Origin of the sequence: Paenibacillus marchantiophytorum (assembly GCF_014640555.1) — a bacterium.
GTDB classification, from domain to species: domain Bacteria; phylum Bacillota; class Bacilli; order Paenibacillales; family NBRC-103111; genus Paenibacillus_E; species Paenibacillus_E marchantiophytorum.
On the sequence record NZ_BMHE01000015.1, the window covers coordinates 40,373 to 66,289 of the forward strand.

General features: G+C 41.8%; 29 protein-coding genes. All 29 read left to right on the plus strand.

Annotation, left to right across the window (positions count from 1 at the left end):
* Window positions 1-156 precede the first annotated feature (156 nt).
* The 29 genes from flgB to IEY34_RS16050 all read left to right on the plus strand — a co-directional run bounded on the left by flgB (window position 157) and on the right by IEY34_RS16050 (window position 25,911).
* Window positions 157-564, plus strand: coding sequence for a flagellar basal body rod protein FlgB (flgB, locus tag IEY34_RS15910; RefSeq protein WP_189012880.1), 408 nt, complete (start codon window positions 157-159; stop codon window positions 562-564).
* Between the two features lie 6 nt (window positions 565-570).
* On the plus strand, window positions 571-1,020 hold the full coding sequence (gene flgC / locus IEY34_RS15915) for a flagellar basal body rod protein FlgC (protein WP_189012881.1): 450 nt from the start codon (window positions 571-573) through the stop codon (window positions 1,018-1,020).
* Window positions 1,021-1,047: 27 nt separating this feature from the next.
* Window positions 1,048-1,356 (plus strand): flagellar hook-basal body complex protein FliE, encoded by a 309-nt coding sequence (gene fliE, locus IEY34_RS15920; RefSeq protein ID WP_189012882.1) that lies wholly within the window; start codon window positions 1,048-1,050, stop codon window positions 1,354-1,356.
* 43 nt (window positions 1,357-1,399) lie between these two features.
* The gene (gene fliF / locus IEY34_RS15925; protein ID WP_189012883.1) at window positions 1,400-2,983 is read left to right on the plus strand and encodes a flagellar basal-body MS-ring/collar protein FliF; all 1,584 of its coding nucleotides are present in this window, start codon (window positions 1,400-1,402) and stop codon (window positions 2,981-2,983) included.
* A gap of 12 nt (window positions 2,984-2,995) precedes the next feature.
* Window positions 2,996-4,012, plus strand: coding sequence for a flagellar motor switch protein FliG (gene fliG / locus IEY34_RS15930; protein ID WP_189012884.1), 1,017 nt, complete (start codon window positions 2,996-2,998; stop codon window positions 4,010-4,012).
* A complete protein-coding gene (locus IEY34_RS15935) occupies window positions 4,005-4,820 on the plus strand; it encodes a FliH/SctL family protein (protein ID WP_189012885.1) in 816 nt (271 codons plus the stop codon). The genes fliG and IEY34_RS15935 overlap by 8 nt, the downstream gene beginning before the upstream one ends.
* A gap of 2 nt (window positions 4,821-4,822) precedes the next feature.
* Window positions 4,823-6,148 carry a flagellar protein export ATPase FliI gene (fliI, locus tag IEY34_RS15940; RefSeq protein WP_189012886.1) on the plus strand — a complete coding sequence of 442 codons (1,326 nt, stop codon included), beginning with the start codon at window positions 4,823-4,825 and terminating at the stop codon, window positions 6,146-6,148.
* Between the two features lie 9 nt (window positions 6,149-6,157).
* On the plus strand, window positions 6,158-6,601 hold the full coding sequence (gene fliJ, locus IEY34_RS15945; RefSeq protein ID WP_189012888.1) for a flagellar export protein FliJ: 444 nt from the start codon (window positions 6,158-6,160) through the stop codon (window positions 6,599-6,601).
* 23 nt (window positions 6,602-6,624) lie between these two features.
* Entirely contained in the window at window positions 6,625-7,542 is a 918-nt protein-coding gene (locus tag IEY34_RS15950; protein WP_189012890.1) for a MotE family protein, read from the plus strand.
* Between the two features lie 33 nt (window positions 7,543-7,575).
* Window positions 7,576-9,009, plus strand: coding sequence for a flagellar hook-length control protein FliK (locus IEY34_RS15955; protein ID WP_189012893.1), 1,434 nt, complete (start codon window positions 7,576-7,578; stop codon window positions 9,007-9,009).
* Between the two features lie 33 nt (window positions 9,010-9,042).
* Window positions 9,043-9,486 (plus strand): flagellar hook capping FlgD N-terminal domain-containing protein, encoded by a 444-nt coding sequence (locus IEY34_RS15960; RefSeq protein WP_189012895.1) that lies wholly within the window; start codon window positions 9,043-9,045, stop codon window positions 9,484-9,486.
* Window positions 9,483-9,869 carry a TIGR02530 family flagellar biosynthesis protein gene (locus IEY34_RS15965; RefSeq protein WP_189012897.1) on the plus strand — a complete coding sequence of 129 codons (387 nt, stop codon included), beginning with the start codon at window positions 9,483-9,485 and terminating at the stop codon, window positions 9,867-9,869. The genes IEY34_RS15960 and IEY34_RS15965 overlap by 4 nt, the downstream gene beginning before the upstream one ends.
* 88 nt (window positions 9,870-9,957) lie before the next feature.
* Window positions 9,958-10,779, plus strand: a complete 822-nt coding sequence (gene flgG, locus IEY34_RS15970) for a flagellar basal body rod protein FlgG (protein ID WP_189012899.1) — start codon at window positions 9,958-9,960, stop codon at window positions 10,777-10,779.
* A 61-nt stretch (window positions 10,780-10,840) separates the two neighbouring features.
* Entirely contained in the window at window positions 10,841-11,062 is a 222-nt protein-coding gene (locus tag IEY34_RS15975) for a flagellar FlbD family protein (protein WP_189012901.1), read from the plus strand.
* A complete protein-coding gene (locus tag IEY34_RS15980) occupies window positions 11,063-11,548 on the plus strand; it encodes a flagellar basal body-associated FliL family protein (RefSeq protein WP_189012902.1) in 486 nt (161 codons plus the stop codon). It begins immediately after the preceding gene.
* 35 nt (window positions 11,549-11,583) lie between these two features.
* On the plus strand, window positions 11,584-12,582 hold the full coding sequence (gene fliM, locus IEY34_RS15985; protein WP_189012904.1) for a flagellar motor switch protein FliM: 999 nt from the start codon (window positions 11,584-11,586) through the stop codon (window positions 12,580-12,582).
* A complete protein-coding gene (fliY, locus tag IEY34_RS15990) occupies window positions 12,572-13,834 on the plus strand; it encodes a flagellar motor switch phosphatase FliY (protein ID WP_189012906.1) in 1,263 nt (420 codons plus the stop codon). The genes fliM and fliY overlap by 11 nt, the downstream gene beginning before the upstream one ends.
* A 24-nt stretch (window positions 13,835-13,858) precedes the next feature.
* Window positions 13,859-14,221: a response regulator gene (locus tag IEY34_RS15995; protein ID WP_028558282.1), complete on the plus strand. Its 363-nt coding sequence runs from the start codon at window positions 13,859-13,861 to the stop codon at window positions 14,219-14,221.
* A 47-nt stretch (window positions 14,222-14,268) separates the two neighbouring features.
* On the plus strand, window positions 14,269-14,898 hold the full coding sequence (locus IEY34_RS16000; RefSeq protein WP_189012908.1) for a flagellar biosynthetic protein FliO: 630 nt from the start codon (window positions 14,269-14,271) through the stop codon (window positions 14,896-14,898).
* Entirely contained in the window at window positions 14,895-15,668 is a 774-nt protein-coding gene (gene fliP / locus IEY34_RS16005; RefSeq protein ID WP_189012910.1) for a flagellar type III secretion system pore protein FliP, read from the plus strand. The genes IEY34_RS16000 and fliP overlap by 4 nt, the downstream gene beginning before the upstream one ends.
* Window positions 15,669-15,694: 26 nt before the next feature.
* Entirely contained in the window at window positions 15,695-15,964 is a 270-nt protein-coding gene (fliQ, locus tag IEY34_RS16010; protein WP_029195371.1) for a flagellar biosynthesis protein FliQ, read from the plus strand.
* A 12-nt stretch (window positions 15,965-15,976) separates the two neighbouring features.
* Window positions 15,977-16,777, plus strand: a complete 801-nt coding sequence (gene fliR / locus IEY34_RS16015; protein ID WP_189012912.1) for a flagellar biosynthetic protein FliR — start codon at window positions 15,977-15,979, stop codon at window positions 16,775-16,777.
* A gap of 13 nt (window positions 16,778-16,790) precedes the next feature.
* Entirely contained in the window at window positions 16,791-17,885 is a 1,095-nt protein-coding gene (flhB, locus tag IEY34_RS16020) for a flagellar biosynthesis protein FlhB (protein WP_189012914.1), read from the plus strand.
* 21 nt (window positions 17,886-17,906) lie between these two features.
* The gene (gene flhA / locus IEY34_RS16025; protein ID WP_189012916.1) at window positions 17,907-19,940 is read left to right on the plus strand and encodes a flagellar biosynthesis protein FlhA; all 2,034 of its coding nucleotides are present in this window, start codon (window positions 17,907-17,909) and stop codon (window positions 19,938-19,940) included.
* Window positions 19,937-21,256 carry a flagellar biosynthesis GTPase FlhF gene (gene flhF / locus IEY34_RS16030; RefSeq protein ID WP_189012918.1) on the plus strand — a complete coding sequence of 440 codons (1,320 nt, stop codon included), beginning with the start codon at window positions 19,937-19,939 and terminating at the stop codon, window positions 21,254-21,256. The genes flhA and flhF overlap by 4 nt, the downstream gene beginning before the upstream one ends.
* Window positions 21,253-22,122, plus strand: coding sequence for a MinD/ParA family protein (locus IEY34_RS16035; RefSeq protein ID WP_189012920.1), 870 nt, complete (start codon window positions 21,253-21,255; stop codon window positions 22,120-22,122). The genes flhF and IEY34_RS16035 overlap by 4 nt, the downstream gene beginning before the upstream one ends.
* Before the next feature lie 48 nt (window positions 22,123-22,170).
* Window positions 22,171-23,295 carry a protein-glutamate methylesterase/protein-glutamine glutaminase gene (locus IEY34_RS16040; protein WP_189012922.1) on the plus strand — a complete coding sequence of 375 codons (1,125 nt, stop codon included), beginning with the start codon at window positions 22,171-22,173 and terminating at the stop codon, window positions 23,293-23,295.
* A 51-nt stretch (window positions 23,296-23,346) separates the two neighbouring features.
* Window positions 23,347-25,422 (plus strand): chemotaxis protein CheA, encoded by a 2,076-nt coding sequence (locus IEY34_RS16045; RefSeq protein ID WP_189012923.1) that lies wholly within the window; start codon window positions 23,347-23,349, stop codon window positions 25,420-25,422.
* Window positions 25,423-25,449: 27 nt separating this feature from the next.
* Window positions 25,450-25,911: a chemotaxis protein CheW gene (locus IEY34_RS16050; protein ID WP_189012924.1), complete on the plus strand. Its 462-nt coding sequence runs from the start codon at window positions 25,450-25,452 to the stop codon at window positions 25,909-25,911.
* Window positions 25,912-25,917: the final 6 nt, after the last annotated feature.

Genomic DNA, 25,917 nt, shown 5'->3' on the forward strand with positions numbered 1-25,917 from the left:
TAGATGATAAGAAATGTAACAAGGAGTTTTACATATTTCTACATTATAGAACTAATTTGAATTAATTTAATAAAAATAATGTCGAAATAAGAAGGAATCATTCAATCTATTGTTGAAGTACTAAAGGAAAATGCTATAGAAAGGAGGGTAACGTCTATGTCTTTGTTAGACAAACCAAGTTGGAACTTAATGGAGCGATCGCTTGACGCATCGACCTTAAGACAAAAGGTGGTAGCGAATAACGTTGCCAATGTGGATACACCCTACTTTAAGCGTTCAGATGTGCAATTTGAAGATCTTCTGCAAGATCAAATGAGTTCATCGACACCCTCTATAGAAGGTTATCGGACAGACAGTAGGCATTTCTTTATAGGTAAAACTACAAAATTGCCAAATACAGAAATAAAAACTGATGAATCGACAGCAATCAACAATAATATGAACAATGTGGATATGGATTATGAAATGTCTTTGATGGCTAAGAACCAACTTAAATACAACACGATGATTCAGCAAATGAACAGTGAATTCAAAAAGATGCGTACAGTGTTAGGAGGGAAGTAATAACCTATGAGACTTACAAATGGATTTGATATTAGTTCTTCGGCACTGACAGCACAGCGTCTAAGGATGGACGTTGTTTCCTCTAACATAGCGAATGCGGATACGACCCGTGCGAAATTTGTAGATGGCAAATGGGTTCCTTATACAAGGAAATTAGTTTCATTCGAAACAAAGTCGCAACCAAGCTTTGCTCAATCGCTTCAATCAGCCATGGCTGACGGAACGGGAGAAGGGGTAAGGGTAAATAAAATTTTTGAAGACAATTCACCATTGAAACAAGTGTACAATCCCTCACATCCGGATGCAGACGGAAATGGCTTTGTGTATATGCCAAACGTCGATGTCCTCAAAGAGATGGTCGATATGATGTCTGCTACACGATCTTATGAAGCAAACGTAACCGCACTAAATGCAAGTAAAGCAATGATTACGAAGGCTTTGGAGATTGGAAGATAAGGTAGATAAATTACAGGAGGTTGCATCATGATTGACAAAATCAGTTACAGTCCGCTCAATATCATGAGCTCCGTTCAACCCAAGAGTGACGCCGGCGAAGGAGCCGCTGACCTCGGTAAAAGATTTGGATCTTTTCTGAATGATGCTATTACAAACCTGAATACGCAACAACAGCAAGTGGACCAGTTGAATCAGAGTTTCATTAAAGGTGAACTTTCCGATGTGCATCAACTGACAATTGCCTCCGAGAAAGCATCGTTGGGACTTGAACTGACCGTACAAGTCAGAAATAAAGTTCTGGAAGCTTACCAAGAAATGATGAGAATGCAGCTGTGATTTTAATGAATGCTGCTAAACTTTGGTTCGATGAGGTGAAAGTGTGAACGAGAACCTGCTCCAGTACTGGGAAAAGGTGAAGCAATATTGGAATCGATACAGTAAGACGACAAAAATCACTTTCATAGCAACTGTGTTCTTATTGATTCTAACTGCCGCAATTATAAGTATTAATTTATCTAAGACGGATTATTCATTGGCTTTTACAGAACTACAGCCTAGCGATGCTTCTGCTATTAAAGGTTATCTGGATACAGCTAAGATTCCTTATAAACTTAGTGCTGATGGTAAAAGTATCGAAGTTCCTACCAGCGAAGTAGCAAATGTGAAACTTGGGGTAGAATCACAAGGTTTAAATAAAAATGGATCATTAGGCTTCGGTGCTTTTAGCAGCAGCAGTTCATTTGGTATCACAGATAACGAATTTAAAGTGAAATATTTGAACGCAATTCAAGGGGAATTGCAGCAGCTGATTAATTCGAATCAAGCGATCGGTAGTTCAAAGGTTTTGATTTCACTGCCAGAAGAAGGTCCGTTCTTACAACAGCAGCAAGAGAAAGCGACTGCATCTGTGGTCTTGCAAATGAAACAAGGCTATTCATTGGATCAAGCCAAGATTGATACGATTTATAATTTAGTCTCTCACAGTGTCAAGAATCTTCCCGTAGAGAATATCACCATCTCTAATCAATATGGGGAAAGCCTAGTGTCTTCTAAGGCAGGCGGAACTTCATCTTCAAGTCTGGTTTCAAATCAATCCGATATTAACAATCAATTCCGAAATGATTTGCAGAAGAACATTAATAATATGCTTGGAACTATGTTTGGTCGCGACAAAGTGAATGTTAGTGTCTTCTCAACGATGAATTTTGATCAAAAGAAGAGCAAAGAGCAGCTTGTCAGCGCGCCAAATCAAGTTGATCAAAAAGGTTTGGAAATCTCTTTGCAAGAAGCTACTGAATCTTATGTTAATAAAGGTGCTGGTGCAGCAAGCGGAGTCCCAGGCACAGGGTCGACGGATGTACCAGGGTATCCGGGTTCTAGCGCCTCAGGCAATTCCAATTCCGAGAAAAATAGCAAGACCGTTAATTACGAAGTAAATAGAATTACGAACGACATTATTTCTACTCCTTATGTTGTCAAAGATTTAAGTATTAATGTCGGTATTGAACCGCCTGTTGCTGATGATCCTAACTCTTTGACGGCTGAAACCAAGACAGCGGTTCAAAATGCATTAGTGAACATTGTCAGAACGGCTTTAGCTGATAACAAGGTTACATATACAGACGAAGACTTGCAGAAAAAAGTTACGGTATTTGCACATTCTTTTGCAAAACCGAAAGATACGCTTGCTTCCAAAACTACGCAGTATTTGATGTATGGTGGTCTTGCACTAGCGGCGCTTGCGATTGGACTTATTGCTGGACTAGCGATCAGAAAGCGGAGACGAGCTGCTGCGCAATTAGAACAAGATATGAACTTGGCAGCGAGCAAAGCTGAGCTTCCTACCGTGGATATTGAAAATGTAACTAATGACAACCAAGTGCGTAAGCAACTGGAAGCTCTTGCGAAAAAGCGCCCAGAAGACTTTGTTAACTTACTTCGTACTTGGTTAGTAGACGAATAGAGGTGCACTTGTATGGCCAGAGCTGCTCTGCAAGGGTTAACCGGACGACAAAAGGCAGCCATTCTTTTGATCAGTTTAGGCCCTGAGGTGTCTGCACAAATATTTAAACACTTGCGAGAAGAAGAAATCGAACAATTGACGCTTGAAATTGCGAATGTTAGAAAAGTAGATTCTTTAGAAAAAGAAGCGATCTTATCTGAATTCCATCAAATTTGTTTAGCGCAAGAGTTTATCTCGCAAGGGGGTATTGCTTACGCCAAGGATATTTTGGAAAAGGCGTTGGGTACTCAGAAAGCTTTTGATATCATTAATCGTTTGACGGCAACTTTGCAAGTTAGACCTTTTGACTTTGCAAGAAAAGCGGATCCAGCTCAAATTCTGAATTTTATTCAGAATGAGAATTCTCAAACAATTGCATTGGTATTGTCTTATTTACAGGCCGAACAAGCTTCCATTATTTTGTCTTCCTTGCCACAAGAAAAGCAAGCGGATGTTGCGAAACGTATCGCGCTTATGGATAGTACTTCGCCTGAAGTGATAAGCCAAGTAGAACGTGTGCTGGAACAGAAGTTATCTTCTACCGTAACGCAAGATTATACAAATGCCGGTGGTATTGCTTCTATCGTCCAAATTTTGAATGGTGTTGACCGCGGAACAGAGCGTACAATTCTCGACTCCCTAGAAATTCAGGATCCAGAACTGGCCGAAGAAATCAAAAAACGGATGTTTGTATTCGAAGATATTGTCAATATCGACAATCGTTCTATTCAACGTATTATTCGTGATATTGAGAATGCCGACTTGCAGCTCGCACTCAAAGTTGCAAGCGAGGAAGTACGCGATGTATTGTTCAAAAACATGTCCAAACGTATGGCCGAGACGTTCAAGGAAGAAATGGAATTCATGGGTCCCGTTCGTTTGCGTGATGTGGAAGAAGCTCAAACTAGAATCGTTGCCACTATTCGCCGTCTAGAGGAATCAGGTGAAATCATCATTGCACGCGGTGGAGGAGACGATATTATTGTCTAATATCATTAAATCATTTGCTTATTTCCCTTTAGATGATAAGAAGTTAGTCGAAACCATTTCTCCTCTTCCGTTCATGCAAGAACAAGATTCTGATGAACTGACATTTGAGCAGCAACAAGAAATTGCAGAAGCAACATCGTTGAAAGATCAGATTCTTCAAGATGCTGAAGCTTTCGCTAATGAACAAATTCATCAGGCCATGCAGGAAACTGCCACACTTCGTGAACAAGCAAATGAAGAAATTAACCATTGGTGGGAAGCACGCCGTTCTCAAGATGAAGAACTTATTGCCAGTTCGAAGCAAGCTGGTTATGAAGAAGGTTATCAATTAGGAATAGCCCAAGCAGAAGATGTACTCAGACAAGAGCACGGAGAAATGCTGGCAGAGGCTCAAGCTATTTTGGAACAATCTTATAAGCTTAAACAACAAATCATACAGGAATCAGAACCTTTTCTAATTGAACTCAGTACCTCTATCGCGGAGAAAGTTATTGGTCGACAATTAACACTTCAGCCAGAATGGGTTATTGATTTAATTCAGTCTGTCCTTTCGCGCAGACGTGAGAAGGGGATTATCGCTCTCTGCGTGGCACCTTCACAATTCGCCTATATTCAAGACGCGAGGGAAGAACTGCTTACATCGATTGACTCACAAGCAGAACTGCAAATCATTCCCGATTCCACTGTACAAGATCGGGGATGTGTGATCCGTTCCTCATTTGGGAGCATTGATGCAAGGATTGATACTCAATTAAAAGAGATCAAGTCTGCCCTACAACAACTGGCGACTCAAAGCGAGGGAATCTAATCATGAGTCATTCTTCGCCAAAAGCGGATAAATACAAAGAGCACTTGCACACCATTGATCCAATCCGAGTCAACGGTAAAGTGACCCAAGTCATTGGGTTAACGGTTGAATCTGAAGGGCCAGATGTAAGTATTGGTGACCTTTGTTACATTTATCCACATAAATCGAATAAGCCGTTAAAAGCTGAAGTTGTTGGTTTTCGCAGCAACAAAGTTATTCTTATGCCTTTGGGCGATTTAGATGCTATTGGTCCAGGTTGTGATGTTGTTGGTACTGGAAAACCACTAACGGTTCAAGTGGGGCACGAGTTGCTTGGCAAAGTATTAGATGGTTTAGGACAGCCTTTGGATGGTTCCTTCTTGCCTTCAAGAATGGCGCAGTACTCGACCAATAATGTGCCAGGCAATCCACTCACACGGCCTCGTGTGCTACATCCAATTTCTGTAGGGGTTCGCTGTATTGACGGATTGCTGACCATTGGTAAGGGACAACGTGTCGGTATTTTCGCTGGTTCTGGTGTCGGTAAAAGTACATTAATGGGTATGATTGCCCGTAATACCTCAGCGGATGTCAATGTAATTGCTCTAATCGGAGAGCGTGGACGTGAGGTTCTTGATTTTATTGAAAGAGATTTAGGGCCTGAAGGGCTTGCCAGATCAGTTGTCATCGTTGCAACATCGGATCAACCAGCTCTAATTCGAATCAAAGGCGCGATGATTGCTACCAGCATTGCTGAATACTTCCGAGATCGCGGTCTAAATGTGATGATGATGATGGATTCTGTTACTCGTTTTGCCATGGCACAACGTGAAGTCGGTCTTGCCGTCGGTGAACCTCCTGCTACACGGGGTTATACCCCTTCGGTTTTTGCCATGCTGCCACGTCTCTTGGAGCGTTCAGGAACTGGTCCCAAAGGATCTATTACTGCGTTCTACACAGTGCTAGTAGACGGGGATGACATGAATGAGCCAATCGCTGATGCCGTGCGTGGTATCCTCGATGGTCATATCGTCTTGAACCGCAATATTGCCAACAGAGGACATTATCCGGCGATTGACGTATTATCCAGTGTAAGTCGTGTTATGAAAGAAATTGTTCCCTCTGAACATATGGAAGCTGCCGATCAGTTGAAGCGACTTCTCTCTATATATAAAGATTCGGAAGACCTTATCAATATAGGGGCATACCAAAAAGGTTCTAATCCAAATATTGATTTGGCAATGGATAATATTGAGGCCATATGGGATTTTACCAAACAAAAGACGAGTGAGAAGTTAACTTATGAAGAAGCTCAAGAACGTTTGATTCATGAATTTTATAAGGGATGAGGGTCCTGAATGAACTTTCGCTATTCTTTCCAACAAATTGTCAACTTGAAAAACAATGAAAGAACACAGGCAGAGTGGATTTTGTCGGAGGCAATGGGTCAATTACGGACTGAAGAAACGAATTTAAGTGGATTATTTGAACAAAAAGAAAATCTTCAGAATGAAATGGCGGATGAATCTAGTCATTCCGTATCCATTTCAAAAATGATGATGATGCAAAGCTATATGAATCATGTTGACCAACAAATTGCAAGAAAACATCAAGATGTGCAGCAAGCTCAACATATTGTACACAAAAAGCGAGAGCACCTCTCTGAAAGAATGGTTGACGAAAAGGTTTGGTCCAAAGCTAGAGAAAAAGCGTTCAACCAATTCCAAGCGTTCGTTGCCAAAAAAGAGCAGGATACGCTGGATGAAATGGCGACAAATCGTTTCAAGCGATTAACGTATTGAGGATGTAAAGGAGGGAAGAGGAGATGGCCGATACCAACATTGAGGGTGCATCCTATAGTGCACTGGAACGATTTCTGATATGGTTTGTCATCCCCTTTGTGTTCACGGCGGTTTTGCTCTTCGTGCTGTTATCTATCTTTGATTACGATATCAAGAGCAGTATTCAGAAGGCACTGCACAATACACCAGTCATAGGGACGATTGTTCCTGCTCCTAAGGAGAAAACCGTTGTGAACGGCACTGCTAAACCACAAACGGCTGAGCAAAACGTGAAAGTCAAAGATGATGAAATCACTAAGCTGAATGGAAGAGTTGCTGAATTGCAAGCAGCCCTTCAGAAAGCAGAGTCGACTTCAGAACAAAAAGATCTTTCTATTAAAGAGGCGCAGTCGAAATTGACCGAGCTCGAAGAAAAGTTGAAAGACAAAACGCAAACTCAGGAAGAATACAATAATCAGATTACACAACTAGCCAATATGTACGCAAAAATGACGCCAAGCAAAGCGGCGCCAATCATCGAAGCTTTAACGCAGAAAGAAATGGTACTTATCTTCTCTATGATGAAATCCGACAGTCGAGGAGCGATTCTTGAAAAAATGGATGCAGCCAAGGCTGCTGAAGCTTCCATTGGACTCAAAGACGTTGTACCTGTTCGGGACAAAGAAATTGCTGCTTTGCAAGAAAGATTATCAATGAATGGTTCCAAAGATACGACTAAATCAACAACCACCGTTAGCAAATCGGATCTCGGACAAACTTTTGCTAATATGACGCCAAAAAGCGCTTCATCTGTTTTATTGGAAATGAATAAGTCAAATCCAGAAAAGGTATTGGCAATTCTAAGTGGGATGGACAATGCCTCACGCTCAAAAGTCATGTCATCACTTTCAGATGCGAATAAGGAAATCGCTGCTGCCATTTCAGCCAAACTTGTTCAATAAGCAATGTGGATGTCATGAAGGGAGGTGAATAAAATGGATGTTCAAATAGCTAAAGTTCCAACTGCGAATACAACTTCCACAGCAACTACTGGTAAAACAGCGTCCACAGATGCTGCATCCAAAGATGCTTTTAACCAAGTTTTGGGAGGACAACTATCGCAGGAGTCAACGACAGGGGAACAAAGTGCAACAGATCCCGCAATTTCGCTAAATATGCTGCTGCAGATGCTGCAAAGTTTGGTTCTACCCATACAAGGAGCAACTGCACAACCTGATCAAGGAACAGAGGATCAACCTCTTCCTGAGATGCTGCTAGAAGCGATGAATAGCAATCCAGCATTAGCAGAGCAATTGTTGCAAGACCCTAAAGTTAGCCAATGGTTTGCAGATGCTAAGCAACTATTGCAAACGCTTGGTGACGGACAAGCCAGCGGAGCCTTTCCTTTATCCAATGGATTGAACTTGCAACCTGCAGATACGTTAAACTTAGATGCACAGAACACGTTGCTCGCGCTTGCTACTTTAACGAAACAACAACCGGACAACCCGATTGTGAAGTTTCTTAATCAAGACTTGCAGAACACGATTCAACCTTTGCTTCCTGAACTGATGGCGAATCTGAAAGGACCAGCTATAACTTCTAAACCAGCAACACCAGTTGTAGGAGCAGCAGAAGATTCAGTAGATGGAAACAAAGAAGAATTAGTTCATGTAGACAAAGCTAGCCATCATAAGCGTGCAAGTAATCTGGTTTTGCCACAGAAACTGGATGGCGATTCATTCACACTTGTGCAACAACCTAAGTCCAGATTAGAACTGCTTGCGGCAAAAAATGTTTTCATTTCGTCAACGCTCAAGTCACAAACAGATTCCAAAGAATCTTTCGTTGACCTTGTAGATTTGCCAACTGAATCCAATCTTTCCACCAATACTGTTGTAACGATTGCAGATCTTCAGAAAGCACAGATCGCTAATACAGCTGTAGTGAAAGCTCCTGCAACCATTAACGCAGGTAATTTTGCTGAAGAAATGACAGACCATGTTCTGAAGAACATGAAGATTACAGTGGCTGGCTCATTCTCTGAAGCGAAGCTTTCCTTGTTTCCCAAAAACCTGGGTCAAGTTGATGTTAGAATCTCCATGCATGACGGTCAATTAATCGCGCAATTCGCAGCGGATACTTTAGCCGGCAAGCAGATGTTAGAAAGTCAGCTTCCATCGCTAAGACAAGCGCTTCAGGTTCAAGGTTTGCAAGTAGAGAAACTGGAAGTTACGCAGAACCAGAATATGCAATCGAGTATGTTCCAGGATCAACGTCAACAACAGACCTTTGGTCAATCACAGCAGCAAAACAAGAATCGTACTGGCAATTTTCAAGAAGATGCTCTTGATTTTAATCAAGAAATCGACAATATTGCTCAAGTTCGTACCGCTGTGAATGGTAACTCCTTCGATGTCATTGCCTAGATGAATACATATGAAGCAGTTGGAGGTGATAGTATGGCTTCAAACCCGGTTGTAGGAAATGTGTCAGATTTAATTAATGCAGGCAATAATGCCAAGACGAAACAAAAAGACAACAATACATTAGGCAAAGATGATTTTCTCAAGATTTTGATCACACAGCTTCAAAATCAAGACCCGACTCAGCCTTTGCAAGATAAAGAATTTATCGCTCAGATGGCACAGTTCACATCCGTTGAGCAATTAACGAATATGGCTGGTGAAATGAAGCTGATGCGCCAATCTCTTGGTTTCGTGTCAGGGTTAATTGGCAAATCGGTGACGTGGACGGATATAGATTCATCTGGTGCTTCCTCTGAAAAAACAGGTATCGTAGATTCCATTACGTTCAAAGATGGCAATCAATATGCTACTGTGAAGGGAGTGGAAATTTCTCTCGACAAGCTTAAAAGAATTGAGAATGTTGGAGAAACAAAATGACAGAGAGAATATCCATTGGACAGCTTTATCCTAATGCGGTTTCTCCAGCGTCTACGAGACGAACACCTGTACAGCAGCCGGTATCTACACCCGGTATTCCTAAGTTTCAACAACTTCTTCAGGAACAATTTGTTCGTTTCAGTCATCATGCAGAGGTTAGACTTAAGGAGAGAGGCATTCAACTAAAGCCCGAGCAATTGGATAAACTTAGTCAAGCAATCGATAAGGTGGCCGCTAAAGGTGCCAAAGATGCGCTAATGATTCTGGGCGGCAATGCTTTGATTGTTAATGTTCCTAACCGAACCGTCGTGACGGCGCTTGATGGAACCTCTATGAATGAACATGTATTTACTCAAATCGACAGTGCCATTGTTATCGCATAAGAATCAGGCTCGACCGTGCAGGAAGCCTGGGGCTGTGGAACGAATGAAGCAGCTCATGATTTTAAAAACCGATTGGAGGCCCAAATAGATGTTAAGATCTTTATACTCAGGCGTTTCAGGTATGCGTGGTTTTCAAACGAAATTAGATGTTATCGGTAATAACATAGCTAACGTGAATACGATTGGTTTCAAAGGCAGCCGTGTTATGTTCAAAGACATTCTTAGCCAAACTGTTTCCGGTGCGAGTGCTGCCGATGACAACCGCGGTGGTGTGAATGCACAGCAAGTTGGTCTAGGAGTTAGTTTGGCAGCAATTGATACTATTCATACAGCAGGCAGTGCCATGACAACGAATGTTACAACGGATTTGCGTGTGAATGGTGATGGATTCTTTGCAGTAGGGACAGCGGAGCAAACGGATGCGCCTTACCTTACAAGATCAGGTAACTTCACGTTAGATGCTAGCCGCAACTTAGTAAATGCTGAAGGGCTTCATGTGATGGGGGCTGAAGGTGCTGGCCCAATCGTAATTCCTGAAGATATTGTTTCCTTCTCAATCGCGCAAAATGGAGATATTATTGGTATTGATTCCACAGGTGCAACGGTTACAACAGGACAGAAAATTGGTGTTGTTAAAGTCATCAATCCATCTGGTCTTGAGAAAATCGGTGGGAATTTGTACCGTATGACAGCCAACGCGAATCCAGGAGGTGCTTTAACTATCGATGTGCCAGGCAATACAGCAACAGGTACAGGCACCCTGATCTCAGGTCAATTGGAAATGTCCAATGTTGATTTGACTGGTGAATTTACGGAGATGATCATCGCCCAACGTGGTTTCCAAGCGAATTCACGCATTATTACAACTTCCGATGAAGTGCTGCAAGAAGTCGTAAATCTTAAACGCTAATTTTCAGTAATGTGAAGTGAGGGGAGCTTGCCTCCCCTTATCCTGATACAGGAGGAGAAGCATGATTTCTCTCACACGTTTAAATGGCAAGCCTATTTTTCTGAATGCCTTATTAATTGAACAGATTGAAGAGACTCCTGATACCATGATTAGTTTAACAACAGGAAAGAAAATCACAGTTCTCGAAAAGGCAGAGGTTGTGGTAAGCTTAGTGCGGACCTACATGCAGGAGATTGGCTCAGTTCGAGCGACTATTAAGTCCAAGGATGCGGAGGGTTCGTAAGTGTTTAAGAACAAAATTTTCATACTCATTGTCTCCATTCTAATTGCGATTACACTGATTTTGACAGCGGCCTTTGTATTATGGAACTTTATGGAGAAAAATAATGAATCCAAAGATCCTGCCGCCAAAGCACAAGATGCTGTTGCCAGTGTGAAACCGACCAAAGCGCCTTCTGCTGAAGCAGTCAAAGCTAACACGGCCATTATCAAAGATATTTTAACAAACTTATCCGGCAGTCAGAATTTCATTAAAATTAGTTTCGCTTTTGAATTAGAAAATGCTAAGGGTAAAGCAGAGTTTGATAGTTTATTGGACTCCGCGGTCAAAGGAACAATTGTACAAGCTCTAGGTGATTTAACGAAAGATCAGATTGAAGGCAGCAAAGGTTCTGATAGTTTAACTTCAACTTTAATGAATAAACTAAACCCATTGTTACATGAAGGAAAAATCAAGCAAATTTGGATAACCGATAAAGTACTTCAATAACTCGCTTTTGATTTTGCTTAAAGGAGGTGACTCGAATGGTTGATGTTCTATCGCAAAATGAGATCGATGCTTTGCTAGCTGCTTTGTCCTCTGGCGAAATGGATGCGGATGAACTTAAAAAAGAGGATACGCAGAAGAAGGTAAGGGCGTATGACTTTAAGAGAGCCGTGCGCTTCTCCAAGGATCATATTCGAAGCTTAACTCGGATTCACGAAAATTTTGCACGATTCTTAACTACGTATTTTTCAGCACAACTTCGTACGTTTGTACAAATTAGTGTTGTCCAAGTGGAGCAGCTGCCCTACGACGAATTTATTCGTTCGATCCCGAAAATGACCATTTTGAACATCTTTGAAGCGGAGCCTTTAGAGGGTCGAATGGTACTTGAGGTTCATCCCAATGTTGCTTTCGCTATGTTGGATCGATTATTGGGTGGAGCAGGCACGACCCCTACGAAAATTAATGCCTTAACTGAAATTGAAACGATTGTGATGGAACGTATTTTTAGTAGAGCCTTCGATAGTTTGCAAGAAGCTTGGAAGACCGTTATCGACATTCAGCCAAGATTAGAGGCACTTGAAACGAATCCGCAGTTCATGCAAATTGTTTCTCCTAATGAAACGATTGCACTGATCTCGCTTAGCACCAAAATCGGTGATACCACGGGGATGATCAATCTTTGTATTCCTCATGTGGTTATTGAGCCGATCATGCCTCGTCTATCCGTTCATCACTGGTTTGTTTCCCAGAAAAAGACGAGAGCTCCTGAAGAAGTGGAAGCACTTCAATCGCGCTTGGAAAAAACCAAGTTGCCACTCATTGCAGAACTGGGTTCGTCTGATATTACCATACGTGACTTTCTTGGTTTAACAATTGGCGATGTTATCCCACTGCATAAATCCGTCGAAGATTCGCTTCAAGTCAAAGTGGGCGAGAAGCTGAAATATCTCGGAAGCCCTGGTACCGTAAAAGGGAAGATGGCTGTACAAATTACAGAAATCGTAAACGAAGGAGAAGAAGATTATGACGAATAACAGAGATTATCTGTCCCAAGAAGAGATCGACGCTTTGTTGAGACAGTCCTCGGACGATAGTCCAGCCTCTTCTTATCATGGGCCTCCTAAAGTTGAAGACTATTTATCTTCGTTAGAGCAGGATGCACTTGGTGAAATTGGTAATATTACATTTGGCAGTGCAGCCACAGCTCTTTCGACATTGCTGGGCAAGAAAGTAGATATTACAACTCCTCGCGTGTCAATAATTGGCAAAGAGGAATTGGAAGAAGAGTTTCCTAGACCACATGTAGCGGTTCATGTTAATTATGTCGACGGTTTTGATGGTATTAATTTACTAGTCATCAAAACAAGTGACGCGCAAGTAATCGCTGATCTTATGATGGGTGGAGACGGTACTGGTGGAGATGAAAATCTCAGTGAAATTCACATCAGCGCTGTTCAAGAAGCAATGAATCAGATGATGGGTTCATCGGCAACTTCGATGTCTACTATCTTTAATCGATTTGTCAATATCTCACCGCCTGGAATCGACATATTAAATTTGTCGAAAGGAGAAGGAAAATTACCTGACGAGGACGTATTTATTAAGATATCGTTCCGACTCATCATTGGTGATCTTATTGATTCCAACATCATGCAGTTACTTCCTGTTCCTTTCGCCAAAGAAATGGTATCGATCCTAATGGGTGGTGGTTCAGAGTCTGAGATGGAAGCTGCCCCGGCTGCACAAGCACCTGCTCCTTCCGCACCTAAGCAAGAAGTTCATACACCTCCTCCTGCAGCAGCTCAACCTGTTTATGAGCAGCCTATGTACCAGCAGCAGCAGCAGCCTATGTATGAGCAACCGATGTATCAACAACCACCGATGGGACAACCCATGTATCCACCTCAACAGCCTATGTATCAGCAGCCACCTGCAGCCGCATATGGTGGGATGCCGAATCGCAATGTAAATGTGCAACCTGTTCAGTTTGGTAATTTACAAAACGGTTCGTTCTCTCATTCGGATGATACTAATCTTGATCTGCTTTTGGATATTCCTCTGAAAGTAACGGTTGAGTTAGGCAGAACCCACAAGGTGATCAAAGATATTTTGGAATTGTCACAAGGATCTATTATTGAATTGGATAAATTAGCAGGTGAGCCTGTTGACATCTTAGTTAATAATAAGTTAATCGCCAAAGGCGAAGTCGTGGTTATCGATGAAAACTTTGGGGTTCGTGTTACGGACATTGTTAATCAATGGGAACGAATTCAAAAGCTACAATAATTTAATTCTAGGGGGACTTTATTCATGGCTAACCGTATTCTTATTGTTGATGATGCTGCTTTTATGAGAATGATGATTCGTGATATTTTATCTAAAAATGGGTATGAGGTTTGTGGCGAAGCGAATGATGGCGCACAAGCTATTGAGAAATACAAAGAATTAAAACCAGATTTGATTACAATGGATATCACCATGCCTGAGATGGATGGGATTCAAGCTTTGAAGGAAATTAAGAAGATTGAACCAAATGCGAAAGTAATCATGTGTTCCGCGATGGGGCAACAAGCGATGGTTATTGATGCGATTCAAGCTGGCGCCAAAGACTTTATCGTAAAGCCGTTTCAAGCGGACCGTGTTATCGAAGCAATTAAAAAGACTCTAGGGTAAGCCGCTTAATTCGGTTGAGTCTTATATAAACCAAGAGGGATGCGACTATGAGAAGACTCCAATCGAAACGACTGTTAACTACGTTACTTAGTGTAGCCGCGATGTTGTACACGACGTCAATAAGCTTTGCCGAAACAGAGCCAGGACAAGGTCTGCCAACATCTGATTTTCCGACTACAGACTCCTTTGATTCGTTTGGTATGGTTGTCAAGGTCATTTTCTTTCTCGTTTTAATCATTCTCTTGTTCTTTGTACTCATCAAGTATGTAGCTAGGAGAAATAAAGGCACCATGTTTGGGAACTCGATTCGATCTTTAGGTGGAGTTCCCCTTGGGCAAAATAAGTCAATCCAGATTGTAGAAATTGGTCATTCGCTCTTCGTAGTTGGCGTCGGTGAGAATATTCAATTATTGGATAAAATCAATGACGCCGATGAAGTAGCCTACATCACTGATTTACTGACTTCCTCTCAGGATGACAGGGTCGGTTTTGGCGCATTGACGAAGTGGATTGGCAAACTGCCGCTTAAAAAGAAAGATATTGAAGAGGAAGTTGAAATCACTTCTTCCTTTCAACAAGTATTTCATGACAAACTTCAACGAGTTTCAAATCGGAATAAAAATGTGGAAGAATGGCTTTCAGATCAAAAACCAACAGATCGGTTGAATGATGAATGAAGAGAAATAAACGAATTCTTGCCCTATTGATCGTGTTCATTTCCGTCTTTCTAATCTCTCTGACAGCTTCGGCTGCCGAGACAGATCCGAACAATCCGATTCCTGGATTAAATGTAAATATTGGTACCGGAGGCGCTGCCGCTGGTTCCTCTAATACGGTAACCTTATTGCTATTGTTAACTGTTTTGAGCCTTGCTCCATCATTTCTAATTTTGATGACAAGTTTTACGCGTATCGTCATTGTACTTGGTTTCGTAAGAACGTCACTGGGAACACAGCAGATGCCACCCAATCAGGTTTTAATCGGACTCGCTCTGTTTTTAACCTTTTTTATTATGTCTCCAACTTTGGGGGAAGTTAATCAGACGGCACTTCAACCTTACTTGAAGGGGGAAATTAATCAAACCCAGGCTTTTGAGAAAGCCTCACTGCCGATGAAGAAGTTTATGTTCAAACATACCAGGCAGAAGGATTTAAAGCTATTTCTAGATTACACCAAAGCTAAAGCGCCAACTGGTGTTGAAGATATTCCTATTACTTCTTTAGTGCCGGCTTATGCGATTAGCGAACTGAAATCAGCCTTCCAGATGGGATTTATGATATTTATTCCATTTCTGGTCATCGATATGGTTGTTTCCAGTACCTTAATGGCGATGGGGATGATGATGTTACCGCCTGTTATGATTTCATTGCCTTTCAAGATCCTGTTGTTTATTTTAGTAGATGGTTGGTACCTTGTTGTGAGATCATTACTCCTAAGCTATGGTTGAGGATCAAGATATCGGAGGATTACTAAATGGGTTCGGAATTTGTCATTCGGATTGCCGGTGAAGCTGTTTATACCGTACTGAAAGCCAGTGCCCCCATGTTGATTATTGGGCTTGTTGTTGGTTTGATCATCAGTATTTTCCAAGCAACTACGCAGATTCAAGAGCAGACGTTAGCTTTTGTTCCCAAAATTGTTGCAGTACTGCTTTCTATTTTAATTTTTGGGCCATGGATTATGAATACATTGGTAGACTTTACGTTTAATTTACTCAACAACCTTTACAAATTCGTTGGTTAGGTTGTGAGCGATATGACAAATATATTTTTTCAGGCTATCCCTATTTTTTTGCTTATCTTTTGTCGAATTACATCATTCTTTGTCGTGGTTCCGGTGCTTTCCTCGCGAAATGTACCGATGATGTTCAAAATCGGTCTTTCTGTATTCATCTCTTTCCTTATTTTTGCAAGTATGGGTCTTGACAAGCCTATACCATTGGATGGTGAATACATCCTATTGATCATTCGTGAAATGCTGATTGGCATTTTACTTGGTTTCCTGGCCTATATTTTCTTTACAGTTGTGCAAACAGCCGGTTCTTTCATGGATATGCAGATCGGTTTTAGTATGGCAAGTGTCATAGATCCTTTGACAGGGGTTTCATCCCCGATGTTAGGGAATCTCAAGTACATGATCGCCATCTTGCTCTTTTTGTCCTTTGATGGACATCACTTTTTGATTAGAGCGATTATTGATAGCTATAAATGGGTTCCATTGGATAATCAGTTGTTCGCCCATATTTACAATGGTGAGATATCGGATTTTCTTTTCAAATCTTTGTCGAAAATGTTTTATCTTTCGTTCCAGCTTGCTGCTCCAATTGTAGCAGCCCTTTTTTTAACAGATTTAGGATTAGGGCTGTTGACAAGGGTGGCTCCGCAATTCAATATTTTTGTCATCGGCGCACCTTTGAAAATGATTTTGGGCTTTTTCTTGCTAGTTGTGCTTTTCCCAGAATTGATTTCGCAATTTCAAAATTTATTTGCAACGATATTTGATTACATGGAGAAGTTGCTTCAATTAGTTAGTGGTACACAGCAACCCTCTCCCTGAGTAGGAGGAAACCGTGTCCCAGCCATATCGCTTGCAGCTTGATTTACAATGGTTTGCAGGAGAAAAGACGGAACCTGCGACAGCGAAGAAGAGACAGGATGCCCGTAAAAAGGGACAGGTCGCCAAGAGCATGGATTTGCCCGCCGCGTTCATCCTCCTCTTTTCATTCTTGTCGTTCCTCATGTTTGGAAGCTACATGAAAGTAAGAATCATCAGTATGTTCAAAAACGTATACAATAATCAACTCAATATGGATATTACGATGGGGAATGTTCAAGTCCTATTCACAAATTTGGTCATACAAGGCTTAATCATTCTGGCACCTATTTTTATTCTTGTTGTCTTGATTGCTTTCATAGGGAATTACGCGCAGATTGGCTTTATGTTTATCGGCGATCCCTTGATGATGAAATTCAGTAAAATTAATCCGCTTGAGGGGTTCAAAAAAATCTTCTCCTTGCGAACAGTAATGGATTTTTTGAAATCCACCATGAAGATGCTTATTATCGGTTACGTTGTGTACACGACTTTAATGGGGGAAAAGGCCAAGTTATTAGGGTTAGGTCATTCGCCACTTGAAAGCACCTTTTCATTTATTGCTTCACTTACTTTAAAGCTCGGCATTAAAATTGGTGCTATTCTTATCGTGCTTGCGGTATTTGACTATATCTATCAGAAGTACGAGTATGAGAAGAGTCTCAAAATGTCCAAGCAGGATATCAAAGATGAGTATAAGAAAAGTGAAGGAGATCCGCTGATTAAAGGAAAGATTCGTGCGAAGCAGCGTCAAATGGCCATGCAGCGGATGATGCAAGAAGTTCCCAAAGCGGATGTCATTATCACAAACCCGACTCACTTTGCAGTTGCTTTGAAATATGATTCTTCTAACATGCAGGCGCCCACTGTTATTGCCAAGGGTGCTGACTATGTAGCTCTCAAAATTAAAGAAGTGGCCAAGAAGAATGGTGTTGTGACGATGGAAAACAAGCCGTTAGCACGTGCCATATTTGCCCAAGTGGAGATCGGTGAAGCCATTCCAGCTGATTTATTCCAAGCAGTTGCTGAAGTGTTGGCTTACGTCTATAAAATGAAGGGCAAAACGAATTAACGAAGAGGGAGGTACAATCTGTTGAAAATCAAAGATTTAGTGGTTCTGGTAGGCATTATTTGTATTGTCTTAATGATGATTGTACCGGTACCAATCCCTTTACTGGATTTTCTGCTGATTATCAATATATCAGTTGCTTTAATGATTATCTTAGTAGCAATGAATACACAAGAAGCACTGCAGTTCTCCATCTTTCCTTCCTTACTTTTGATTACGACCTTGTTCCGGTTGGCGCTTAACGTATCAACGACCCGGAACATTTTGTCGCATGCAGAAGCAGGCGACGTGGTCAGAACTTTTGGTTCTTTCGTGGCACAAGGCAATATCGTCGTGGGATTCGTCGTGTTTCTCATTCTGGTCTTGGTACAGTTCATCGTAATTACCAAAGGTTCTGAGCGCGTTGCCGAGGTTGCAGCGAGATTTACGCTCGATGCGATGCCGGGCAAACAGATGAGTATTGATGCTGATTTAAATGCAGGTTTAATTAATGAAGTTCAAGCTCGTGAACGAAGAAAGAAAATTGAAAGTGAAGCGGATTTCTATGGGGCAATGGATGGTGCCAGCAAATTCGTTAAAGGGGATGCTATTGCAGGTATCATTATCCTTGTTATCAATTTAATCGGTGGTTTCATCATTGGAATGACGATGAAAGGGATGTCTTTCAGTAAAGCTCTGGAAACCTTCTCTATTCTCACAATTGGTGATGGTCTCGTCAGTCAAATTCCTGCGTTATTGATTTCTACTGCTGCTGGTATTATCGTAACTCGCGCTTCCTCAGAAGGGAATCTTGGACAGGATGTTACTAAACAGCTTACTGCTCAGCCGAAACTTTTGTACATTGTTGCTGGTACGTTAGTTGTTCTTGGATTATTCACGCCAATTCATTGGTTCACTACATTCCCGATTGCAGGGTTGCTAGTTTATGCCGCTTATAAGATGCAGAAGAATTTGGAACGGGAAGCGATCAAAGAAGAGCAGATGGTTGAAGAGCAGCAAATTGAGGAAGTTCGCAGTCCAGAAAGTGTCATTTCTTTGCTTCAAGTGGATCCAATTGAATTTGAATTTGGCTACGGCTTAATACCTCTGGCGGATACACAGCAGGGGGGAGATTTATTGGATCGAATCATCTTGATTCGTAGACAATGTGCGCTTGAACTCGGGGTTGTCGTACCTGTTATTCGTATTCGTGATAACATCCAATTACGACCTAATGAGTATATCATCAAAATTAAAGGCAATACCGTAGCACGCGGCGAACTACTTCTTAATCACTACTTAGCGATGAGTCCTGGTATTGAAGATGATTCGATTTCTGGTATTGAAACAACTGAACCTGCTTTCGGTTTGCCTGCGATTTGGATTGATGAGGTGACCAAAGAAAGAGCGGAATTATCAGGCTATACGGTAGTAGATCCGCCTTCTGTCGTTGCCACACATCTTACAGAAATCATCAAGAAACATACGCATGAACTTCTGGGTCGTCAGGAAACGAAAGCTCTTATCGACAATGTTCGCGAAGCGTACCCAGCACTTGTTGACGATCTTATACCTTCCGTTTTATCGATTGGTGATGTGCAAAAGGTATTAGCTAAGTTATTGCGTGAGAAAATTTCGGTACGTGATTTGGTTACAATTCTTGAGACTTTAGCGGACTATGGAACTTACACCAAAGATCCTGAGATTTTAACTGAATATGTCAGACAGTCCTTGTCCAGACAAATTACGCAACAGTTCACCTCTTTGGGCGATTCGCTTAAAGTAATTACGGTAGGCCCATCAGTCGAAAAGAAAATAGCCGAATCTGTTCAACAGTCAGATCAAGGCAGCTACTTAGCTCTGGATCCTTCTTCCTCACAAATTATTTATCATCGTGTAAGCGAACAGGTTTCCAAATTGATTCAATCTGGTCAACAGCCCGTTATTCTAACTTCTCCGACGATTCGCATGTATTTAAGACAATTACTAGAAAGAACTCTGCAAGATATTCCTGTCTTGTCCTACAGCGAATTAGAGCCAAGCGTTGAAATTCAGAGCATGGGGGTAGTCAATTTATGAGAGTAAAAAGATATGTTGTCGATTCCATGCCGGATGCTTTGCAGAAAATACGCACTGATTTGGGCAAGGATGCTGTTATTTTGAATACCAAAGAAATTCGTACTGGCGGCTTTCTCGGTTTATTTGGCAAAAAAAAGATTGAAGTTATTGCAGCAATCGATGCTTCGAACGCTGCTGCCAATGCGGCTAACCAACAGCGTGCAGCAGCACCTCACATGCAGCAGCCGCGGGTGCAGGCACCGGCAAACAATCTTCAAGCTGTTAAGCAGCAAACACATATGTCGGATTTTCCTGATGTTCCTGATGTTTTCGCTCCCGTGAGCCCAGCCAGAGAACCCGTAGCTGTCAAAACAGCTCACGAAGCGCCTGCAGCTCCGCTCTATGCTGCGCAGCAATCGTACTCACCCGTTTCTGTGAATGCACCTAACAGGCCTAATGCTAAGGATGAGCACTTGCTTGAGGAACTCAAGCAAATGAAGGAAATGATGCACAAGCTGACGAAAGCGGCAGACGTTTCCAATCTTCCGGAACCATTGCAACAAATTGAACAACGACTTTACGATCAAGAAGTAGATGCTTTACTTGTTCGCCAAATTATTGACGAGACCTTAGCTGATTTCGAATTGGCCGATGAACCCGTGACGGAAGAATCCGCCAAACAAATCATTAAGTCCAAACTTGGTCAAGTTTTTCAGTCAGATAAAAGCAAACAAATTTCACCGAATACTCGCGTTGTTCATTTCGTAGGGCCAACCGGGGTTGGCAAAACAACGACGATAGCCAAGTTAGCTGCTGAACAAGTCCTGAAGTATCAACGAAAAGTTGGATTCATCACTTCGGATACGTATCGTATTGCAGCAATTGAGCAGTTGAAAACGTACGCTACTATTTTGAATGTGCCGTTGGAAGTAGTCTTCTCTCCGCAAGATTTATCGAAAGCTTTTCATAATCTAGCGGATTGCGATATTATTTTCATGGATACGGCCGGTCGGAATTTTAGGAATGAAATGTATGTTTCTGAACTGAACTCACTTCTCAAGACGCAGGGGAATAGTGAAACGATTCTCGTCTTGAGTTTAACAACCAAATATCGCGATATGAGAGCTATTACCAACAATTTCAATAAGTTTAAATTGGACAAAGTAATCTTTACGAAAATGGACGAAACGGATTCTTACGGGGCAATTGTGAATATTGTTCATGAATTTACTCTTCAAATCTCCTATGTTGCGAATGGACAAAATGTCCCTGATGATATTACGGAGATGAATGAGTGGCAAATCATTGATTTGTTATTGGAGGAGCCTAAAGCATGAAGGATCAAGCAGAAGCGTTGCGGAACCTGGTACAGATTCAGAATGATAAAGGCACAAGGGCAACCAGGATTATTACCGTGACTAGCGGAAAGGGCGGCGTTGGGAAGTCTAATTTCACGCTGAACTTTGCATTGACGCTTCAGTCCCAAGGTTATAAGGTGCTTGTTTTTGATGCTGATATCGGGCTCGCCAATATTGACGTGCTTATGGGTGTGTCCTCTAAATACAATTTGTATCATCTTTTGAAGAAAGAAAAAACAATATGGGAAATCATCCAAAAAGGCTATAACAATTTAGATTTTATTGCAGGCGGTTCGGGATTCAACGATTTGCTCCGCTTAACAGAGGAAGAATTAGATTACTTTGCAGAACAAGTCATGCAGCTCAATGGATACGTAGATTTTATCATTTTTGATACCGGCGCTGGATTATCCAAAGAAACACTCAAATTTATTCTAGCCGCTGAAGAAACGTTTGTAGTCACAACACCAGAACCAACATCCATCACTGACGCTTATGCAATAATTAAAATGGTGAATTCCATGGGACATAACGTCTCATTTAAATTAGTCATTAACCGCGTTACAGATTCGAAAGAAGGAAAGCAAACAGCGGACAAAATCTCACTGGTTGCTAAGCAATTTCTAGATATTCATATTCCGACACTTGGTTTTGTAGACGATGATGCAACAGTTTCAAAAGCAGTAAAAAAGCAAATACCGTTTACAGTCGCTTTCCCACATTCAGCAGCATCAAGAAGCTTAAACACATTAACCGAAAATTATATCAAAGGTTATCGAGTCATTGATACGCCATCTACAGGCGTAAAAGGATTTTTAAATAAAATGATGAAACTTTTGAAATAGGATTTTCGCAAATCATGTCGAATAAGCACATAAAGGGAGGGGAACAGCATGGCACCTTATAACATTCTAGTCGTAGACGACTCTGTCTTTATGCGAAAAATTATTAGCGATCTGATTTCTGAAAATCCCCAATATCAAATCATTGGTACCGCTAAAAATGGTCAAGAAGCTATCGAACAAGTTAAACTTCTTCGTCCTGATGCCGTAACGATGGATATCGAAATGCCCGTCATGAACGGGCTGGATGCTCTTCAACGGATTATGGCTGAACAGCCTACACCGATTATCATGTTAAGTTCTTTAACCGAAGAAGGGGCATCTGAAACGATTAAAGCGCTAGAATGGGGAGCTGTCGACTTTATTCGAAAGCCTTCTGGCTCGATTTCCCTTGACTTATACAAAGTAAAACAGCTACTTCATGAAAAACTACATATGGCAGTAAGAACCAAAATGAGAAGCTTTCAGCCTGTTCAGCAGAAACCATTGTCTTCTCGTTTGAATACATCACCAACTCCATCGGTATTTGAGAGAAGCAAAGCATCCGCTATGAAACCTCCTGATGTGAAAGCGGGAGCGGCTGAGGGTTCGACGCACTTCAATCATCTTGTTGCGATAGGTACTTCAACAGGAGGTCCTAGAGCTTTACATCAAGTAATCTCGAATATCCCTGCTGGTTTTCCAGCTCCGATTCTTATTGTTCAACATATGCCGCCTAACTTTACGAAGTCATTAGCACAACGTTTGAATGACATTTCGCAAATTAAAGTTGTCGAGGCAGCGGAGGGGGATGTTCTCCAAACCGCAACAGCTTACGTGGCTCCTGGCGGTTGGCATATGATCGCATATAAAGATTCGAACAAAACGTACAAAATCCGATTAACCAAAGAAGATCCTCGTTCTGGCCACCGCCCCTCGGTGGATGTCATGTTTGAGTCCTTGCTTGGTATGAGTGAGTTGAAACGGCACATCGTACTGATGACAGGGATGGGAAGCGATGGCGCCAAAGGGATGCTGTCACTGAAGCAATCCGGTGTAGCGACAACCATTGCTGAGTCTGAAGAAACATGCGTCGTATACGGCATGCCTCGGGCTGCTGTAGAGATGCAAGCTGCGATGCACGTGCTGCCACAGCAAGATATTGCCGTTAGACTAGCTCAATGCGTACTTAATTAGTTGAACGTTAGCAAGCAAATTGAATAATGATTCTATTGGAGGTGTGTGGTTTTGGAACTTAGTCAATATTTATCCATGTTTATCGATGAATCGAAAGAGCATTTGCAATCCTTGAATGAGAACTTACTAAGTTTAGAAAGCAACCCTCAGGATATTAGTATTGTACATAATATTTTCCGCTCTGCTCACACGCTGAAAGGCATGTCCGCAACGATGGGCTTCGAAGACATCGCGGCCCTTACACATGAGATGGAAAACGTCTTAGATCTAGTGCGCAACAGTAAAATTGAAATGAACCCTTTCATTTTTGATTGTATTTTCAAAAGTTTGGATTCTTTGGAATCCATGGTGGAAGACATTATTCAAGGCGGTACTGGTAAAGCAGATGTATCCCCGATTGTTGTTTCACTTCGCTCTATTGTTACGGGTGAATACAAGACTGCGGCAGTCCCGGCAGCTGTTACTGCCGTGAAAGAGGCAACAAAAGGGATTGAAGTTGACGAGTTCCAATTTTCCATTTTGCAACAGTCCATTGATTCAGGTTTCCTAGTTTTTTATGTCGAAGTGACAGTGAACGAGAACTGCGTTCTCAAAGCGGCTCGTGCTTATATGGTCTTTGATGCTTTAGAAAGAATGGGAGAGATCGTGAAAGCGACGCCTTCTGTTCAAGAAATTGAACAAGAGAAATTCGATCGCTCCTTCTCCTTATACTTTATTTCGAAAGTGGATCAAGGAACGCTAGAAAAAGAAATTTTGAATGTTTCAGAGATTCAATCTGCAATTATCATTACGGTCGATACAGAATCCTTGGCTGAGCTTTCTCGTCCGCGAATTGAAGTTGAGGCAGCAAGACAAGAAATTGCCGCTGCAGTGGCTGCAGCTGTTGTGCCTGTGCAGACTCCAACGATTGAAGCAGCACCAAAAGTAGAAGCAGCGGCTGTTGTTGCTAAACCGGCTGCTGGCGGAGCTCCCGTAGCGAGTCGGACGATCCGTGTAGATATTGAACGACTAGATGCACTTATGAATTTATTTAGTGAATTGTTGATTGATCGCGTGCGACTGGAACAACTCGCTACGGAAGTTAAGCGGAATGATTTGACTGAAACCGTCGAACATATGTCCAGAGTCAGCAGTGATTTGCAGAATATCGTCTTGAAGCTCCGCATGGTGCCTGTAGATTCTGTTTTCAATAGATTTCCTCGTATGATCAGAGATTTAGCTAAATCATTGGATAAGAAAGTAGATCTTGTGATTACGGGCGCTGAAACGGAATTAGATCGTACCGTTATTGATGAAATTGGTGATCCGCTTGTTCATTTGCTTCGCAACGCGGTGGATCATGGGATTGAATCTATTAGTGACAGACTTGCAGCAGGCAAGAGTGAGCAGGGTACCATTCAGCTTCGCGCATTTCACAGCGGTAATCATGTCTTTATTGAAATCGAAGAAGACGGCAAAGGCATTTATCGCGATAAAGTGTTGAAAACCGCACTGAAGAATGGTCTCGTAACGGCTGAACAAGCTGCGAAATTGTCTGATATCGAAGTCTATAATTTGTTATTCGCCTCCGGCTTCAGTACAGCTGAGAAAATTTCTGACATTTCAGGCCGTGGTGTTGGTCTAGATGTCGTTAAGACCAAGATCCAAATGCTAGGCGGACACGTGCAAGTTGATTCCAGACCAGGTTTGGGCAGTAAATTTTCCGTGCAACTTCCATTGACTTTGTCGATCATCTCAGCGATGCTTGTTCGTCTTGGCAGCGAGAAATACGCTATTCCATTGTCTTCCATCGTTGAAACATCTGCTATTCAAAAGAAACAAATTCGCAACATCCATGGCAACAAAATGGTGGATTACCGCAATTCGGTTATCCCGTTGGTGTCACTCAGTACGTTGTTCAGTGTTCCAGATTTCAATGAGGATTTGGAAGATGAAACCGAAATTGTCGTTGTTCGCAAAGGGGACAAGCAAGTTGCTTTAATGGTGGATGAATTTATTGGCCAGCAAGAAATTGTCCTCAAAACATTGGGCAAATACTTATCTGGATTGTTTGCTATTTCAGGCGCAACGATTCTTGGGGATGGACAAGTAGCTTTGATTATCGACCCTAATGCATTGATTAAATAATTACTTAAATCTAAGGAGGCGTTCACAATGGGAGAAGAAAAAAAGGTTATCGTCTTTGCACTTGGAACTGAAGAATATGGTGTGGAAGTTGAGAAAGTCAGAACAATTGAAAGAATGCAGCCGATGACCCGTGTACCGAAAGCACCGGAATTTATCAAGGGTGTCATTAATCTTCGTGGTGTCGTGATTCCGATTATTGATCTTCGTTCCCGCTTTGGACTTGATGAACTGCCGACTACGGATGCTACTCGCATTATCATTGTCTCTGCAGGAGATTTCGAAGTTGGTTTGATTGTTGATTCTGCCAATGACGTTATTGATTTGGATACAGATAATATTGATAATCCTCCAGAAATTGTTGGCGGGATTAAAGCCAAGTATCTAGATGGCATTGCTCGTGTCGGAGAACAAAGATTATTAGTTTTGCTCAACTTGGAGCAGGTATTGGACCGCAACGAACTCCAACAGTTGGAAAGAGTAGAGGATTAAGTTGTG